The sequence below is a fragment of the Bacillus cereus group sp. MS39 genome, from assembly GCF_040448665.1.
Classification (GTDB): domain Bacteria; phylum Bacillota; class Bacilli; order Bacillales; family Bacillaceae_G; genus Bacillus_A; species Bacillus_A wiedmannii.
The window spans coordinates 2,279,256-2,295,795 of sequence record NZ_CP123058.1; the positions used below are offsets into that span (position 1 = coordinate 2,279,256).

The following is a 16,540-nucleotide window of genomic DNA, read 5'->3' on the forward strand; positions in this document are numbered from 1 at the left end:
ATGGAAGGAGAGAATCGGATGAAACACATAATAAGAAATGTAGTAATGAATTATTTTGAAGAAATTTATTCACTAGTAGTGGAAGAAGAATTACATAATAATAGTTGGCATACAGATTTACACTATAAAATTATGGTGAATGGAAAGCGGTATTCCGCAAGGTTTATAAAAAGTAAGCGAACAATCAATCCAGCTTTTGGGACGTTATCAAACGAACAACTGATAGAGAAAGTACGGTTTACGCATTATTTACGAGAGCATGAAATTCCTTTTATGCAGATAAACAAGAATAGGGCAGGAGAGCCATTTACACTTGTCGTTTGGAATGATGAACAATACCGATTTGTATTGTCTAATTGGATTGAGGGAGAACATATTACACATTGTACAGAAAATATCGCAGAAGCCTTTGGAACGGAAGCAAGAAAGATTCATGATATTTCTAATGCATTTCAAAGCTCGATTTTTCAAAAGAAATCGCATTTGGATGGGTATGCCCAGTTTATAAGTATGTTAGAAAGTAAGGCTAGCGCATGTAAAGACGTACGGGAGTATATAAATCTAGCTAAATATCATATAGAGTGCGCATATACGAGTGAATTAGAGTTTATCGTACAAACAGACTTAAATCCTTTGAATGTTTTATGGGACTCAAATCAACAGGTAAAAGGAATTGTAGATTTTGAATCAATTGGATATGTAGACCGCATTGAAGGACTAGCCTTTTTAATAAAATGGTACTCGCGAACAGAAGGAATACAGTCTCATGAAGTATGTTCAAGTGTTGCTAGTTCATTTTTAGAAGGATATAAGGCTAGTAATATTGTAACTTCAAATGATTATAAAAGACTGTCTTCATTACTATGGCTATCCGGTAGTTTGAATTGGAATTTTGTGAAGAAAACGCTAAGTGTAATAAGTGATGAAAGGCAATTAGAAGAACATTTGGAAGTTTACAGAGTAAGAGGAGAAAGACTATCTTCATTGTTAATTTGTACATAACATGTATTCTACAAATTTAGGATTCAAAAAAGAAACCATATGAGGTGTTCTAAAAATGAAAATACAAATTGTGTTGTTTGATGGTTTCGGAGAACTTGTCTCCTTTGCACCTTTTGAGGTACTCAAAAGAGCGATAGAAGAAGGTGCTCCATTTAAGATTGAACTCGTATCAAGTGAACCGAAACAAGAAATTACTACTTCGTTTGGAGTTACGGTTAAATTACATGATTTTTTACGAATGGATAATCGTCCAGATTTGTTAATTGTACCTGGTGGTGGCTGGAATCATAAAGCTGAGCACGGGGCACGCAAGCAAGCAGAGCTTGGTACTTTGACCGAAATGATTAAAGAGATGCATAATGAAGGAACGATTGTTGCTGGAGTTTGTACAGGAGGTATGCTACTAGCTGCATCCGGTATATTGAATGATAAAAAGGCAACAATGCATCATTTGGCACAAACTGAAATGAGTGAATATGGAGCAGAACTTCTTCCTTACAGAATTGTAGATCAAGGCGATATTATTACTGCAAGAGGAGTTACTTCAGGCATTGATTTAGGTCTTTGGATTACGGAAAAGTTCGCAAGTTCTAAAATTGCAGCTGCTGTTGAATATAGAATGGAATATGAGCGGCGAGGTGTTGTTTGGAAGTGATTTGACTGTAATCATAGTTTTTTTGCTGTAGAGTGTATTAGATATTGTAAAAGAGAAAGAGCTAACTCATACGAGCCGGCTCTTTCTTTTATGTATTCATTTTCTATGTTTAATAATTTGGCTGAATATAACCTAATTTTATTCCCTTTGTGACACCTCCCAAAATCCAATTAGCCTATAAAATGAGGAAAGTTCCACATAATGGACATAAACGGTGCTTATACATGTAAAGTAAGAGGTCAGGAAAATGAATAAAGACTGCTAAATTTCGTGCGCTTTGATTATATAGAAATAGGGGGAACAACATGAAAGACAATACTCCTAAGAAAATTTTATTTATTCAATCGGGAATTCCTTTTTATTATCCAATGATCGAAGCAGCAATTTTGAATAGTTTACAAAAGGTAAACAGCAATACGATTATGGTGAGTCCGGAAAAAGCTATAAAAACCGCATTGAAAATGAAACCAGATTTTATTTTGGTACTAAGTGGTTTAAGCGAAGAATTTAGTAGTGTCATGCCAGTCTTAAAGAATGCAGGCTTTACTACTGGAGTTTGGTTGACAGATGATCCTTACTATACGGATTTAACACAAAATCTTGTTCTGTATTACGATTACATATTTACGCAAGATTTAAATTGTATCAAGTTTTATAGAGGATTAGGATGTAAGAATGTATTTCATCTTCCGTTAGCAGCAAATCAAGATGTGTTTAAACCTTCTCAGGAAGAAGATACATATAAATATGATCTTAGTTTTATAGGTACAGCATTTGAAAATAGACTTACCTTTGTTGATTCTATTTCAGAGTATTTAGCGGAAAAAAATACAAAAATTGTGGGATTTGGTTGGGAGAAGTTAAAGAATTATGAAAGATTAAAGGATAAAATACAACTCTTGCCACTTGCAAAGTATGAAGATGCGTTACAATTTTACGCCTCTACTAAAATCAATATAAATTTACATCGTTCACCAAGTGATAAGGAATTGAATTGTAATTCTGCAAATATCCAAGCATATTCAGTAAATAATAGGACGTTTGAAATTAATGCCGTAGGTTCTTTTCAATTAACGGATATACGTCCAGATGTAGCAAAGCATTACATACCAGGTGTTGAAATAGAAAGGTTTAATAGTGCACCAGAGTTTATACAAAAAGCGGAGTATTATTTGGAGCATGTACAAGAAAGAAAACAAATAGCAAAAAATGGGCTGGATAGGACTTTGAAAAATCACACATATGATAGACGTATAATACAATTATTAAAATATATTAATTTCATAGGCGTGAAGATGTAGTTTAACCATTAACTTAAATGATAAGCGGTCATTAGAGGAAGAAATCACCCATTACGAAAAAGATTTTGATGAATATATTGTTGACAGTAAAGAAGCATTCATTCAATCAGAAAAAATGGTTTACAGTAGATGGTCACCATTAATAGAACGTGCGGTTTATGACTTAATGCGAGAAGAAGATAATAAAGTGAAATGGCATGCTAATGGCGATACCGCTAGAAGTGTAATTAAGTTTCAATATACAGTGTATAAAACGTTGAAATCGGATAAAATTAAAAGCGATATTTTATTATTGTATTGTGATCTTCCAGATAATTATTTAGAAATAAGAGAATTACAGATTGAGGAATTTAAAAAGCATATTGATATTACGACTAAGCTTTATATAGATACAGGGCACCTAATGCATTGGGATAGACCAGAAGAGATTGCTGAGGATGTTTTAAATTGGTTCATATAAAGAAGGTCCGTTGTTCGAATTTGAGCAACGGATTTTCTTTTGAAAAACTTAATATAGTTGTCATAATCAGTTCCTTGTAAATAGAGATAATAAAGCTAGCTATAAGTCCAAACAGTTGTAAGCCTAATACCCAAAATTTCATGTATCTCAACTGTAACCCATATTAGAAAAAACGATATTTTGATGCAAAGTTATCGTGCGAGCAAGAACGATTTTTGGCTTTTTATTATCGGCAGGATTATTAATCAGTTACTTGTTTTAAATAAAAAATATTATTACGTGACTAAACTTCGATTTCTCGATTTAAATATAGAGATATTGGATTTTTATTTTTATAGCGTGTATTTTCTCTTTTAATCAAAAGCAAACTTTAAAAACAAATAAAAATATCAAGCATGTGAGCATCAAGAACGAAAGTGCATGGAATATACATTGTTAGCTTGATGGGTATGTGGCGCTACCCCATCGCCATCAAGCTAAAAATATGAATTTCCCCAAAACAATAAATACGAGCAAAATGCACAAAATTTTCGTTCTGGGGGTTATATGAGATTTTAACTTGATGGGCATGGGGTATCGTCAGCATTTCGGAAAAAAACTACGCTAAGAAAAAAATATAATAAGCTGCCATATGGACCATAGCCATCAACTTAAGGAAATGAATAAAATTTAACTAAATGGGTCATCCTTCCATGCATACCGCATGGAAGGATGACCCATTTTATGTCTAAAATTAATGATGTTACACAAGAAGAGTTACGTTTACTAGGTGAAGAATTTAAAAGTAAATTTTCGATTCACCACTTACAACTACTAGCAGTTAAAACTGGAATGATTCGACGAAAACGAAAGTGTAGAGCACAAGACCTTGTTTCATTATGCGTGTTTCTCAGCCAAACAATTGGGACAGAATCCCTAGTTAGTTTATGTGCGAAACTAACTAGAGCTAAGGGAATCCAATTATCTAGTCAAGGTCTGAACGAACGATTTAATGCACAGACTGTACAATTCTTAAAGGAATTATTTTCACAAGTATTTCGAAAGAAGTTTTCTCCAATGACTCCTTTATCTAACCGTTTTACACGTATCCGTATACTAGATTCAACAGCCTTTCAGCTTCCAGCTCAATATGCATCTTCTTACAAAGGGGTAGGAGGAGGTGGTTCAGAAGCTGGTGTAAAAATTCAATTAGAGTATGAACTGATTTCTGGAGAATTTTTAGAAACAGCTGTAAAAGATGGAACAAGTAGCGATTGCCGTTATGGACAGGAACGTACGCAAACATTAGAGCCAGGGGAACTTTCTCTTCGTGATCTTGGTTATTTTTCTATTTATGATTTAGAAAAAATTGCGGATCGACAAGCATTTTATGTGTCACGTATTCGCTGGAATACACAAGTCTATCAAAAAGAGAAAGGTGGAAAATGGACTCTTCTCGATTTAGAAAAATTGACGAAAGATCTATCTGAAGGACAAATACTAGAATTACCGGAAATCTATATAGGACTTCACCAAAAACATAAAACACGCCTTGTCATATATCGTCTAACACAAACTGAGTGGGCGAAACGTTTGGAACATCACAAGAAAGCGAAAAAGAAGATGCCGAAATATGCAAGTCGTATCAACCTTCTTATTACGAACGTATCTAGTAAACACCTTCCGCACAATGAAGTGTATGAACTGTATTCTTTACGGTGGCAAATTGAAATTATATTTAAAACATGGAAGTCTATTTTTAAAATTCATGAAGTGAAACCTGTGAAACTGGAACGATTTCAATGTCATTTATATGGGCAATTAATTGGTTTGTGTTTCGTAGCTAGCATTACATATCGAATGAGAAGACTTATATGGGAGAAAAAACAAAAAGAGGTTAGTGAGTATAAGTGTACATATATCGTCAAAATTTACTTCTCTAGTATACACGACGTGCTTTTCACAACCTTTCAACACCCTGTATCAGTGCTAACCAGGCTCTTTCAGGATCTTGCCAAAAACGGACGAAAAGCACGAAGGTATAAGTGTCGTACACCGTTCGATATCCTTAGTATCACTCAAGAATGTACGAAAAGACTTCACAAAGCCGTATAAAAAATACGAAATCCAGAGAGTCTTATTTGAGTATGTCCAAAACCGTAATCTTCTACTCTCAAGTTTAAAAAAATAAGTCCGATGCCAAAAGGCATCGGACTTATTTTTTAAACTTGATGGCTATGGCCCATATGGACAGCTTATTTACATAATTATCGTTAGCGGAAGTTCCATTTTTCAAAACGACTCCATTAAATATGATTGGATGTATAAAACACATTAATAAAGAATTATACTTGACTTTGGTCTACCGCAGATGCTTTCTCTTAATCATCGATATGAATAAATGACTTACTTATGATCAATTTGTAGTTGTTGTTTTTCGTTAAAACACATTGAGAATTGTGGATGTTTTTCTGCTTCTTTCTTTGTTCCTATAAAGAATTGCGAATATGTCAATCCAGCTTGCGATGATACTGATGTATTGTGAATATCTTTGCCTTCTTCTAACCTCTTAATTTGGTTTCCGCTTTTGTCAACATAATAGTATTTTACATTACCCCATCCAGAATCAAGGTCACTTTTCCTACCAATCCTTTCATTCGATGATGTTTTTAATAGTCCATCTTTAGTTACTTGATATATAATTTTCTTATCTTCAATTTTTAGGGGTGGTGCATCCTTGATGTTATAAAGGACACCCACACATCCTTTGTAACCATCAGGTATTAAAAAGACCTTCTTAGCGAAAGAATTATACATATCATATATCCAAACAATAGGGGTACCTAGTATGATAACAGACAAAAAAAAGGCTATTCCAGCATAAGCATATTTATTCTTACGGATAAAGTACCATGCCAAAAATATAAACAATAAGAAAAGTGGTATTGCTTGAATGAAGAGAACTCCTTTTAAAAAATCAAGTTCAGTACTGTCTGGAGGGTCTGTTGTCATCCCGCCTATAAACAATGCTAATGGAGCTGTGATGAGATTCAATCCTAAACTAAGATAAATCAATAACAACAGGTTTTTATTTTTATTTTTTGGTACTTCATCCATCCGAATTCCTCCTACACTTAATTCAATGAAATTCATGTTGCACCGTAAATCCTATCCCATTTTGAGGGAGACATGATCTGCTCTCAATATTTTTTCTTTTTAAGCCGATAAAGCCCTTCAGATTGGTTCCCAGTGCAATCAAAGTCATAACGATATAGATACTTAGGGAAGTAACCTGATTTGGAATCAAATTAGCAAGGTTTGCCCAAAGTAATGCAATGCTTGCTAGCCATGTTAAACGGATGATATAAGACCAACCTGTTCACTTCCCTTTTCCTAATTGTACCATTTGGGGCAATCGATTTGTTAGGATTTTTGAATGTATATTCTATACATGCTCGGTTAACATAACGTCTCATTATTGGTAGCAAGAAAAAGGCGAATCCCCTTTAAAAGTAGGGATTCGCCTTTTTCTTTTTCTATAACCCTATTCATCTTTTTATACATTCTTGTCCTGGCGTGGATTCAGGGCTCTTGTTTGTTACTGTATTAGCCCAAAAACTGTATAAAATCTTGCATACTCTTAGCGTGGTTTTTTTCCGAAATGCTGGCGATACCCCTTTACATACTTATCGTTAGCGGAAGTCATTTTAAAATTCTATGTGTCGATTTTTTCTTTGCCCTTGCGGATAAACCACCATATCAAAGCTACAAGTAGTAGGAGGAGCGGTATTCCCTGAATAAAGAGAAATCCTCCCCAAAAATCAAGTTCAGTACTATATGGAGAGTCTGTTGCCATCACACCTATAAATAAACCCACTGGAATTGTGCATAGATTTACCCCTAAACTGACCATTATGAATGTTAGATTTTTATCCTTAGTTTTCGGTGAATCAGAATTGAAGAATGAGAATACTGCAAGGCCGATTATAAAATACAGTATTACATAAAGCTGATTAAGATATCCCATAATATTCCTCCGTTATCCTAATTGTACCATTAGCAAGGCCTATTTTGTGTACATTTGGATGAATAGGATATGCATATAAAGTTAACATAACGTAACATTATTGATAGCAAGAAAAAAGTGGATCCCTACTCTCACAAGGAATCCACCTATTCATTATATGCTTCTATATTTGTTTTGTTTTCTTTGCTAGTGCCAACTTCAAAAAAGCTGCAAGTAGTATGAGAAGCGGTATTCCCTGAATGAAGAGAAATCCTCCCTAAAAATCAAGTGCAGTACTATCTGGAGGGGCTGTTGCCATCCCGCCTATAAAAAAAAGCCATTGGACTTGTGAGTAGATTTATCCCTAAACAGACCATTATCAACGATAGGTTTTTAGCCTTAATTTTTGGTGAACCAGACTTAAAAAATAAGAATATTGCAGTGCCGAATATAAGAAACAGTGTTACATAAAAATTTAACATAATATCCCTCCATGACTTTTTTACAAATGGCTGTATTTACGTCTGCATACAGTAATTTTAGAATGGCTTATCTGTTCACTAAACAAAAAACATAAGAGGCCTCACCATACATGTCCATCTCCCGAAAAGAGGGAATAAGAAAAAATAACGTTTTTTTGTACTTAGGGGTAGTGAAAATTCTTAAGTTGATGGCGATGTATGTTGCCCCCTAATACAACGATTATTGTGTTTTAAATAAGGAACGACTTCTCACAAGAGAGTCCCTTTTTTATCTTTAAAAATGGTAAAATGTAGTTTAAGGAAGGGTAAGAATGAAAAATGAACATAGGGAGATTTAAATAAGGGATGGGCAAAAATCCCAACTATGATTGTATGAAGTATATAATAGAAAAGGGAGAACTTGAATGAGGAAACCAAAAGTAACTGTTTTTATCTCATTACTGAGCATACTACTATTCCTATTAAGTGGTTGCTCTATAGACACAAAACCATTAGAAAAACCAATAGGAGATTATTTGTCCGAAAACTACGGGATAAAGAATGGGGATTTTAAAATTCTTGCTGCTGATAGTGGGTTTGGAGCTTCTGATCTAGAGACTTACGTGGAAATAAAAAAACCATACCGCACTCTTGCTTATTTAATTGTAGACAAAGAGTCACATGAAATAGTTAAAAATGGAAGCGATGATGTTTTTCTAGAAATATTCAAAGGAGCTTATGTTGAACAACATCGTGATGTTTTGAAACAATCCGATAAGATAATAAAAAAGTATAACTTATTAAGTGAATTCTCCTATCGTAAAAATAAACCAAATTTCTATTACTATTTAAATATACATATAGATAAAGAAAAAGAAAAGGAATTAATTGAAAATTTCAAACGTGATCAAAAAATAAACACTGACAATATAATGAAAATGTTAAAAGATAGTAAACCTAGAGATCATGCTAATTATATAGGAGTTATCAATTTTAATTACTATTACAATACCTACAAAAATAGTGAAACTGCTCCCAATGCTCAAAGTATTATGGATGATTTCGAAAAGAGCCACGTGCTAACAGAGGGCATTTATAAGATAGCTGTTGTGACCATGTATTCCAGCCCTAATGAAACAACCATAGGAGGAACGGACAGTCGTAATAATAATGTCATGTTTACCGTGGATAAACATGGGAAATTCGAAATATTAAAAACAACTGTAGATTCTTGATAAAATACGTCAATTGTTGTGTTTTAAAAAAGGGTCGACTTCCCACAAGGAAGAGGAGGCACTGAAAAAGTCCTCATGGTTTAAAAAGTGAAACCGACTTATGAGCAGCCCTTTCCTTTTTGAGTATACAAAAAAAAACGGCCATCCATTTTTAAAGAAATAAAAAAACCAGCTATATTATGCAAGGCTCTGGTGCAAAAATAGAATAAAAGATAATAAAGCGCATAGATTCCTAACGGAATCATATCTTATGTTGCAAGTCCAAACAATTGATGGATGAATTCTTTCTGATTTTGGACAGACTGATCCTGTAAATCAACCTATTCTTTTTTAATCATATGCATGGCTTCTACTCCAGAAAGAATGGATGTAGCTGTGTCAAAACATTTGAATCCTAGCATAGAGCGTACTCGTTTCTTAATAAAACGATGATCTTGTTCCACAATGTTATTCAGATATTTTATCTGCCTGATTTGGATGCCTAGTGGCATCTTTTTTTCTTCCTTCAATTTTTCTATGGCTATTGGATAAGCTGGATTTTTATCAACTGTAATCACACGAAGTTTAGAGGCATGGAAAGACCGCAAAGCTTTCTTGAAGAATCGCTTTGCAGCCTTTTGGTCTCTTGTTTTGCTTAGATAAAAATCGATTGTGTTTCCTTTCGAATCAACAGCACGGTACAGGTACATCCATTGCCCTTTAACTTTGATATATGTTTCATCGACTCTCCAAGAGTCATTGGTTTGCTTGAGGTGACGACGAATTCGTTTGTCCAATTCAGGACCATACTGATGAACCCAACGCATAATCGTGGTATGAGAAATAGATAAGCCCCGTTCCTCCATCATTTCCACCAAATCACGAAAGCTTAGGTTGTACCGTAGGTATCATCTTACCGTTAATAAGATAATATCAGTCTGATAGTGCTTCCATTTAAACGGATTTTCCTTTTCCATACTGATCACGCACCTTTTTTAGAGTTATACTATCAGTATGTCCAAGATTAGGAGATTACTTGCAAGGATTTTGGAGTTTTTGCACCAGAACCACCACTTTAATTTAAATAATTTATATTGAACTCCCATTCAAGTATTATTTTTCCTAATGAATAATTGGTATATTCTGTCTTACTCCACCTTTTCGGGGGATGGGCAAAAACACCCATATAGTGTCTCATTATCAGTAGCAAGAAAAAAGCGGATCCGTACTCTCAAAAGGAATCCAATCTCTCTTTTTCTATAACTATATTTTTATATGGGGTAGCACCCCATCGCTATCAAGCTAAAAAGGATGGGTTACCTCAAAACAATAAAAACGAGCATAATACACAAAATTTTCGTTTTGGGGTATTTCAAAATTTTAAGTTGATGGGCATGTGCCGTACCCCTATTAAAGTGGAAATTTCTCAAACGAAACTTTAATATATATAATTAATATACTATTCATATTAAAAAATTGAAAAGAGGTGGCACTTTGAACAAATGGGCTATATTATCTTTATTGTGTGTACCCTACGCTCTTTTAACTATAATAAATGAGGATACATTAGAGATAGGTGGATCAGCAAATATCTTTTGGAAAATTGGTTTATTTGCACCACTTATAGGCGTTTTATTTTCAGCTGGAGCCAGTAAGACTTACCAACGCGTTATGCTTGCAATATTTAATTTAGGTTACTATTTTGGGCTTTACATCTATATGCTATACACTTTTTAAAATACTCTTTTTATATTCGTTTTGTAAAAATATATTTAGGGGAGAAAACAATGAAAAAGAAAATATACTATTTATCAATAATTTTCACAAGTCTTGTTTTTTTATTTTTATTCATAAAAGCATTAGGATTTATCTTCTGGATAAATGGTGCACTAATAGACAAATGGGTAGCTTGGGTTAGTTTATTTGCTATTCCCACTTTCATTTACTACTCTTTCCCAGGACAAAACTTCAAAAAAACACAAAAAACGGTAACCATAATTATCATAATAGTTCAAGTAATATGGCTAAAATGGGCAATTAATCAACCTAAATATTATGTATATATTAACAATGATAACATTCTCCCATCTCCATATATAATTCAGGAGACTCCAAATTCGGATACTCCTATTTATCTTAGCCAAATAATTTTAACTAACTATACATCTTATAAATCAATTAATTCATATCTATTTGTAAAAGAAAACGTTACAGAAAACAATCGAGGCTTGGTTGATTGGATAAAAAATTTTGGTGGCGAAGTAAAAGAAAAAGAAGACGGGCGCATTTATATAGACACTTATAAGGGATATTTATTTTTCAAGTAAATTGTAAAAGGGAGAAATCGGTGTGAAATCTCCCTTTTACGACTCTCAATCGCTATAGGATAGGCCTGATTTTTGTCTACTGTAATCACACTGGGTTTTGGAACATGAACAGATTGCAAAGCTTTCTTAAAAAAAAGCCATTGATAATAGCTATTATTTTTGGAAAAACAACTTACAAAAAAGATAATTATAAAAAGTCGATTCCTTATCTCAAATAAGGAATCGACTTTCAAATAAATCATATACTCGTTCTGGTGTCGATATGTATTTATTACAAATTACCTTTAACTTTTCCAACGATCTCGTTTATCGTATTTCGATCTAGCTTGTCACTAATTTCGAATAGCTCACGATCTCCTACTAATTGTACGCCTACGATGTCGTTGCGGTCTTTACCGTATTGCACTTCAATAATAGATCCGCGCTCTATTTGTTTCCAAATGTAACCAGCTTCATCTTTATTGTCTAAAGTAATACAGTCCTCAATGTTTTCATTGATTCCAATTAACATATTATCGTCAATATACCCAATCTCGTATTGTTGACGCTCTTTCGCTTTGCCGCTTACTAAAATACCCGCACGACCATATGAGTAATCCCAATAGTCTGCTTTCGGCTCTTGTGCCTCAGCTTTTTCAGTAGTGCCACAACCGGTAATAAGACCAATTGGCATAACTGCAATTAATACTACTCTAGTAAATTTCTTTATCATCTAAAACCAACCTTACATGTTTAAGTGAAAATTCCATTTATTCCCTCATTAAAGGATAACATGATACTACGGGGAAAGCAAAACGAAAAAATGAGCTGACTTCTCAAAATAACTAACTATAGAGAAAGAAAATTTTCATTTAGGGGGTACTTCAAAATCTTAGTTTGATGGCAATGCGATTTTACTTCCGCCTGCTAAAAAACATTCGTAATGATTGTTAATATTTGTTAACATTAAACAAGAAGTGCTTGTGAAGGATAACATTCCTTTCATAATAGTGCTTTTTGTTTTTTGATTTATTTTATAAGGATAAGAGGGAAGATATATGCGTTCTAAGAAGTACAACACCATAGCATCAAGCTGTCTAATTTTGTTTCTTGTTTGTTGGATCCTGCTATCTACATATGGTAAATACAATTATACTGTTGGTGATTTCACTCCAGCTGATGTGAAATTAACCGTTGGACTGGATATTTTACAGATGACTCTCCTTTTTATGTCTTTGGTCTTCGGCTTGATAGCATATGCTTTACAAGACGAAGGAGGCTACGCAGGGATTAATATTATAATATCCCTCGCTTTGTTTGTTTTAACAGGTATGAGTGATATTTTAACAATTTATATACTGTTTACTGAGCCTGTCCATTTACAAATGTTATTTAAGTAATAATCTTACTTGAGCTTGAATTACCTTACCGACATGAAGAAATAGAAGTTCTATAAATGTACAGAGATAATAAAGTTGTTTTAAAAATACCGGTCATTTTATTCAGTAATTAGGCCAGATTATGAAGTGATTTTATTAATTGTTTCGTTAAGAATGTAAAGAAGTGGACTTTAGCCAACCTGGCAGTTTAGTTGAATGGGAATGTTATAATATTATTAAAATTTTAGAAATGTAGGGTAAAAAAATGAAGAGTACTAAAAGATTGATTCAAGTTATCTTAGTAAGTACACCAATCCTAATTCTTAGTGGATGTTTCTCTAGTTTCTCTAAAGATGATCTGAATCAACCAATACAAGAATATTTAAAAACAAACTATGGAATACAAGGTGGGTTTTCTGTTGTTGAGACAGATAATTATTGGTTTCAAGGGGTTGACCATCAAACTTATGTAGAAATGAAAAAGCCATATCGTGCTTATCCGTTTCTAATGATTGAAAGAGGTACTTGGAAAATTTTAAATGATGACAGTGACGATATCTATCTTGAACAATTCAAGGGTGCATATATTGAGCAACATCCAGAAGTAGTTCAAGTAATTGAACAAATCATAAAAAAATATGGATTAGTGAAATATCCTAATAAATTTATTTCGGTAGAGAATGGTCCTGTTTATATATTTCCTTACGACAACCTTGAGTTTAATATAATTTATTCTCAAGAACTACTTGATGATTTTAAAAAGACCCAAAAGATAGATACTACTAAACTTTTACCTACATTAATACCAAGTGACCCCCGACGTGAAAATTATAATGTCAGGTATTTAGGTGTAGTAAATTTTCTATTTAAATTTGACATGTCTAAAACTATTCCAAAGGCCCAAGATCTAATTGAGGACTTTCAAAAAAGTGGAGTATTAACAAAAGGGATATACAACATAGATATGTTAGTAGATGATTCAAATGGGGGATCGGAATATAATAATGTAGCTTTGTTTGAAGTTGATGAAAATGGTAAATACACTATAATTGCTTCTCCTAAATACGGTGAGTTAGAGAACACTTACTTTTATGGTGATTATGCAGCAAAAAAAATATAAAATAGAACTTTAGGTTGAATTATCCCAAAGTCCAATCGCTTATTTAATTATGTAGACGAAATAATTATTTTCCCTAAAAAATATTGGGGACTTAAGGGGATAGAATGAATCTTCTTCAACAATTGGGCGCTATTTTTGAATAAACCTTAGATTTTCAAACGACTTTATTGTTATATTTTTGAGTAAAGTTAAGTATCTTATATCGAAAATTAAAAAACTATATTTTAACCCCGTCCTAAATTTAGAACGGGGTTATGCTTGTTTTAGGTTTAAAAATTTAACAACTTTGTTGTCTTTTTACAATAAAGGGTACCGCCCACATGCCCATCAACTTACGAAAAATAAAAGCCAAAACGAAAAAAATTAGCTGACTTCTCAAAGTAACTACCTATAAGGGGGCACCATATCATTTAATGTTAAGACTTGTAGCGCTTAACCATAAATACACATAAAAAGAAACCAGGCGGTAGTGAATATCAAAAATATTACGGAAAAGTGTATATTAGGAACCAACAATTTTGCGTGATCTTTATTTTTTTTCAATGCCATAGTTGAAGAAATAATGGCGATAACTAATGGGAGCATTAAGGCATAAATTATATATGTGAGATCACGTCCAGTATCTAAATATGGTTCACCAGGGTGAATATAAATAAGTTCATAATGATAAGTAAAATAAATATACAAAGCTATACAAAATATGAAATTTGCTCCTACGGCAACCCAAAAAGTTGTATTGTTTAATCTTTTCATCTGTCTACTCCTTTAAGTAATCCCTTCCTAATATTACAGCAAATAAAAAAATTTTACATCGTAATATTATGTTAAATTCAAATAAAAAAGGGTTCAGTCGAGATGCGTGTAATTTAAGGTTATGGGCTATATTTTATTTCCATTATCAGATTTCGGTGTAACAAAAAGCTGTTTTACTAATAATGTTACGAATTATTTTTGATACAGTATTTTGTTACAGCTAGTTCAACAATTAGGATATTTCATATTTTCAAACACAAAACGTAACAATAACGAACGCGTTTATGTTACAAATGTCTCTGAAAAATAACGTCTGGAAAAAAATGTATCACTATGACCTATTTTTACACGTATCTCGGCTGTACCCCTTTTTAACATAAGGGTAATTTATGTCGTGTTTAGCAATTATTCATTACATAATGCAAATGATTGTTTACATTTTGTTAGTAATCATTTACAATTACAGTAATTGTAAATGAGGAAAGGGGAATTATGATACTAGAAAACAGAGTTAGAGAATTACGAGCACGATTTAGATGGACTCAGCAAGACTTGGCCGATGCAATTGGGGTCACAAGGCAGACAATTGGATTAATAGAAAAAGGTGATTATTCTCCATCTGTCACTATGGCGTTAAAATTAGCTGCTGTATTTCAAGTTACCGTAGAAGAGGTTTTTTATTTAAAGGGAGAGGAACGATTATGATAAAACAGGTTTTAAGATCTCCACTTATAGGGGCCAGTATATTTGTGTTGATTATTGCATTTTTACTATTTTCTCTTATGAATACACAAGTCATTTTAGCTAAGTTATGTTTCGGGATTTTAGTGACGGTTACTTTTTTATGGCTCATTCTCACAAGGATTTATAACCGAAAGAATCCTCATGATAAGATTAGGCTATTTGGTTTTATACCATCCGAATTTCGTGAAATAGATGAAGGGCAGCAGTGGGTAACCTATAAGGCTTGCCGAAATGTGTATATTTACTATAGCATTGCGCTTCCAGTAACGGCAGGGATTTGCTTTCTCTTTTCTCAACATAATTTTGTTCCATTATTGTGCATTGGTTTACTAGGTGCAGGTCAATATATTGTCTATTGGTTAACCACTATTTTTATTTTAAATCGTATTTAACAAAGGGGATGAAACAATATGGTGGAGTGGGCTCAAAATGCGGGGGCATTATGGCAATATGTAGTGTTATTTCTTTTAGCATTTGCCCCATGGATGGATGTATCAATTGTTGTACCACTTGGTATCGCATGGGGATTACAACCATTTGCAGTAGGAGTAACAGCATTTGCAGGAAATCTTATCTTGGTTCTATTACTCGGTTTTTTCTTTAAACAGTATGCAAAATGGCAAGCAGCAAGAAAACAAAAAAAAGGTATAACAACACCTTCTAAAAAAGAAACCCGATCAAGAAAAATATGGGATCGATATGGTGTTCCAGGTTTGGCTCTTCTAGCTCCAATTCTCGTAGGAACTGATATTGCAGCCGTATTAGCTTTAACATTTGGATCTAACCGGACACACGTCATAAGTTGGATGACGGTCAGTCTAGCAGTATGGACAGTCATTTTTACAGTTGCTGCGATGTATGGACTTAGCTTTTTAAATATTATTTAGGATATCATAGTGATTTTAGGTAATCTAAAATCGTTCACTACCTAAAAATTATGGAGTGATGAAGTGAGTTCATATGATATTAGGAGAAAAGCTTTGACCAAAAACATTTGAACACTCAACTAGCTGTACGATATGGTCATAGTACCGTAATTCACGAACCTATATGGATAGAGACACATTGCTATCAAACTAATATTTTGAAGCATCCCCAAAACAAAAAAATTGTACATTTTCATCTGGAAATGTCAATTTTCTCGTTTTGGGGTATTTGCT

Annotated in this window: 16 protein-coding genes and 5 pseudogenes; 13 read left to right on the plus strand and 8 right to left on the minus strand. The window is 33.3% G+C overall.

Features of this window, described 5'->3' with window-relative positions; genetic code table 11:
* Window positions 1–18: 18 nt before the first annotated feature.
* The 5 genes and pseudogenes from QEP67_RS11990 to QEP67_RS12010 all read left to right on the plus strand — a co-directional run bounded on the left by QEP67_RS11990 (window position 19) and on the right by QEP67_RS12010 (window position 5,512).
* Complete coding sequence (locus QEP67_RS11990) at window positions 19–1,002, plus strand: aminoglycoside phosphotransferase family protein (protein WP_000680501.1); 984 nt, start codon at window positions 19–21, stop codon at window positions 1,000–1,002.
* Window positions 1,003–1,057: 55 nt separating this feature from the next.
* A complete protein-coding gene (locus tag QEP67_RS11995) occupies window positions 1,058–1,657 on the plus strand; it encodes a DJ-1/PfpI family protein (protein WP_000701555.1) in 600 nt (199 codons plus the stop codon).
* A 305-nt stretch (window positions 1,658–1,962) separates the two neighbouring features.
* Window positions 1,963–2,958 carry a DUF3880 domain-containing protein gene (locus QEP67_RS12000; protein ID WP_064459991.1) on the plus strand — a complete coding sequence of 332 codons (996 nt, stop codon included), beginning with the start codon at window positions 1,963–1,965 and terminating at the stop codon, window positions 2,956–2,958.
* A gap of 25 nt (window positions 2,959–2,983) precedes the next feature.
* Window positions 2,984–3,418, plus strand: a pseudogene (locus QEP67_RS12005) (alpha/beta hydrolase); the annotation flags it as partial.
* A gap of 723 nt (window positions 3,419–4,141) precedes the next feature.
* The gene (locus tag QEP67_RS12010) at window positions 4,142–5,512 is read left to right on the plus strand and encodes an IS4 family transposase (RefSeq protein WP_098629514.1); all 1,371 of its coding nucleotides are present in this window, start codon (window positions 4,142–4,144) and stop codon (window positions 5,510–5,512) included.
* Between the two features lie 291 nt (window positions 5,513–5,803).
* Here QEP67_RS12010 and QEP67_RS12015 read toward each other — a convergent pair whose 3' ends face one another.
* The 4 genes and pseudogenes from QEP67_RS12015 to QEP67_RS12030 all read right to left on the minus strand — a co-directional run bounded on the left by QEP67_RS12015 (window position 5,804) and on the right by QEP67_RS12030 (window position 7,885).
* The gene (locus QEP67_RS12015) at window positions 5,804–6,214 is read right to left on the minus strand and encodes a hypothetical protein (RefSeq protein ID WP_244980312.1); all 411 of its coding nucleotides are present in this window, start codon (window positions 6,212–6,214) and stop codon (window positions 5,804–5,806) included.
* A 72-nt stretch (window positions 6,215–6,286) separates the two neighbouring features.
* Window positions 6,287–6,505, minus strand: a pseudogene (locus QEP67_RS12020) (hypothetical protein); the annotation flags it as partial.
* A gap of 607 nt (window positions 6,506–7,112) precedes the next feature.
* Window positions 7,113–7,424, minus strand: a complete 312-nt coding sequence (locus QEP67_RS12025; RefSeq protein WP_000541005.1) for a hypothetical protein — start codon at window positions 7,422–7,424, stop codon at window positions 7,113–7,115.
* A 163-nt stretch (window positions 7,425–7,587) separates the two neighbouring features.
* Window positions 7,588–7,885 (minus strand): annotated as a pseudogene (locus QEP67_RS12030) (hypothetical protein).
* 404 nt (window positions 7,886–8,289) lie between these two features.
* On the opposite strand from QEP67_RS12030, the gene QEP67_RS12035 reads away from it, so the two are divergent.
* The gene (locus QEP67_RS12035) at window positions 8,290–9,099 is read left to right on the plus strand and encodes a hypothetical protein (RefSeq protein ID WP_001231110.1); all 810 of its coding nucleotides are present in this window, start codon (window positions 8,290–8,292) and stop codon (window positions 9,097–9,099) included.
* Window positions 9,100–9,347: 248 nt separating this feature from the next.
* Here the strand turns inward: QEP67_RS12035 and QEP67_RS12040 are convergent.
* Window positions 9,348–10,055: pseudogene (locus tag QEP67_RS12040) on the minus strand (IS6 family transposase).
* A 517-nt stretch (window positions 10,056–10,572) separates the two neighbouring features.
* On the opposite strand from QEP67_RS12040, the gene QEP67_RS12045 reads away from it, so the two are divergent.
* A complete protein-coding gene (locus tag QEP67_RS12045) occupies window positions 10,573–10,815 on the plus strand; it encodes a hypothetical protein (protein ID WP_001045664.1) in 243 nt (80 codons plus the stop codon).
* Window positions 10,816–10,865: 50 nt separating this feature from the next.
* The gene (locus tag QEP67_RS12050; protein ID WP_064460027.1) at window positions 10,866–11,405 is read left to right on the plus strand and encodes a hypothetical protein; all 540 of its coding nucleotides are present in this window, start codon (window positions 10,866–10,868) and stop codon (window positions 11,403–11,405) included.
* 29 nt (window positions 11,406–11,434) lie between these two features.
* Here QEP67_RS12050 and QEP67_RS12055 read toward each other — a convergent pair.
* Both QEP67_RS12055 and QEP67_RS12060 read right to left on the minus strand, forming a co-directional pair.
* Window positions 11,435–11,539 (minus strand): annotated as a pseudogene (locus tag QEP67_RS12055) (IS6 family transposase); the annotation flags it as partial.
* A 137-nt stretch (window positions 11,540–11,676) separates the two neighbouring features.
* Window positions 11,677–12,117 carry a hypothetical protein gene (locus QEP67_RS12060; protein WP_000591645.1) on the minus strand — a complete coding sequence of 147 codons (441 nt, stop codon included), beginning with the start codon at window positions 12,115–12,117 and terminating at the stop codon, window positions 11,677–11,679.
* 325 nt (window positions 12,118–12,442) lie between these two features.
* On the opposite strand from QEP67_RS12060, the gene QEP67_RS12065 reads away from it, so the two are divergent.
* Together QEP67_RS12065 and QEP67_RS12070 are read left to right on the plus strand one after the other, a co-directional pair.
* Window positions 12,443–12,784 carry a hypothetical protein gene (locus QEP67_RS12065; protein ID WP_001256766.1) on the plus strand — a complete coding sequence of 114 codons (342 nt, stop codon included), beginning with the start codon at window positions 12,443–12,445 and terminating at the stop codon, window positions 12,782–12,784.
* Window positions 12,785–13,028: 244 nt separating this feature from the next.
* A complete protein-coding gene (locus tag QEP67_RS12070) occupies window positions 13,029–13,883 on the plus strand; it encodes a hypothetical protein (RefSeq protein ID WP_064460026.1) in 855 nt (284 codons plus the stop codon).
* A gap of 432 nt (window positions 13,884–14,315) precedes the next feature.
* On the opposite strand, the gene QEP67_RS12075 is transcribed toward QEP67_RS12070, so the two are convergent.
* The gene (locus tag QEP67_RS12075) at window positions 14,316–14,636 is read right to left on the minus strand and encodes a hypothetical protein (protein WP_064460025.1); all 321 of its coding nucleotides are present in this window, start codon (window positions 14,634–14,636) and stop codon (window positions 14,316–14,318) included.
* A gap of 492 nt (window positions 14,637–15,128) precedes the next feature.
* Between QEP67_RS12075 and QEP67_RS12080 the strand changes: the two genes are divergently transcribed.
* The 3 genes from QEP67_RS12080 to QEP67_RS12090 are packed head-to-tail and all read left to right on the plus strand — an operon-like array spanning window position 15,129 to window position 16,267.
* Complete coding sequence (locus tag QEP67_RS12080) at window positions 15,129–15,341, plus strand: helix-turn-helix transcriptional regulator (protein WP_000599740.1); 213 nt, start codon at window positions 15,129–15,131, stop codon at window positions 15,339–15,341.
* Window positions 15,338–15,772, plus strand: a complete 435-nt coding sequence (locus tag QEP67_RS12085; protein WP_000595642.1) for a hypothetical protein — start codon at window positions 15,338–15,340, stop codon at window positions 15,770–15,772. Before QEP67_RS12080 ends, QEP67_RS12085 begins: the two co-directional genes overlap by 4 nt.
* An 18-nt stretch (window positions 15,773–15,790) precedes the next feature.
* Entirely contained in the window at window positions 15,791–16,267 is a 477-nt protein-coding gene (locus QEP67_RS12090; protein WP_064460024.1) for a small multi-drug export protein, read from the plus strand.
* The last annotated feature ends 273 nt before the right edge of the window (window positions 16,268–16,540 follow it).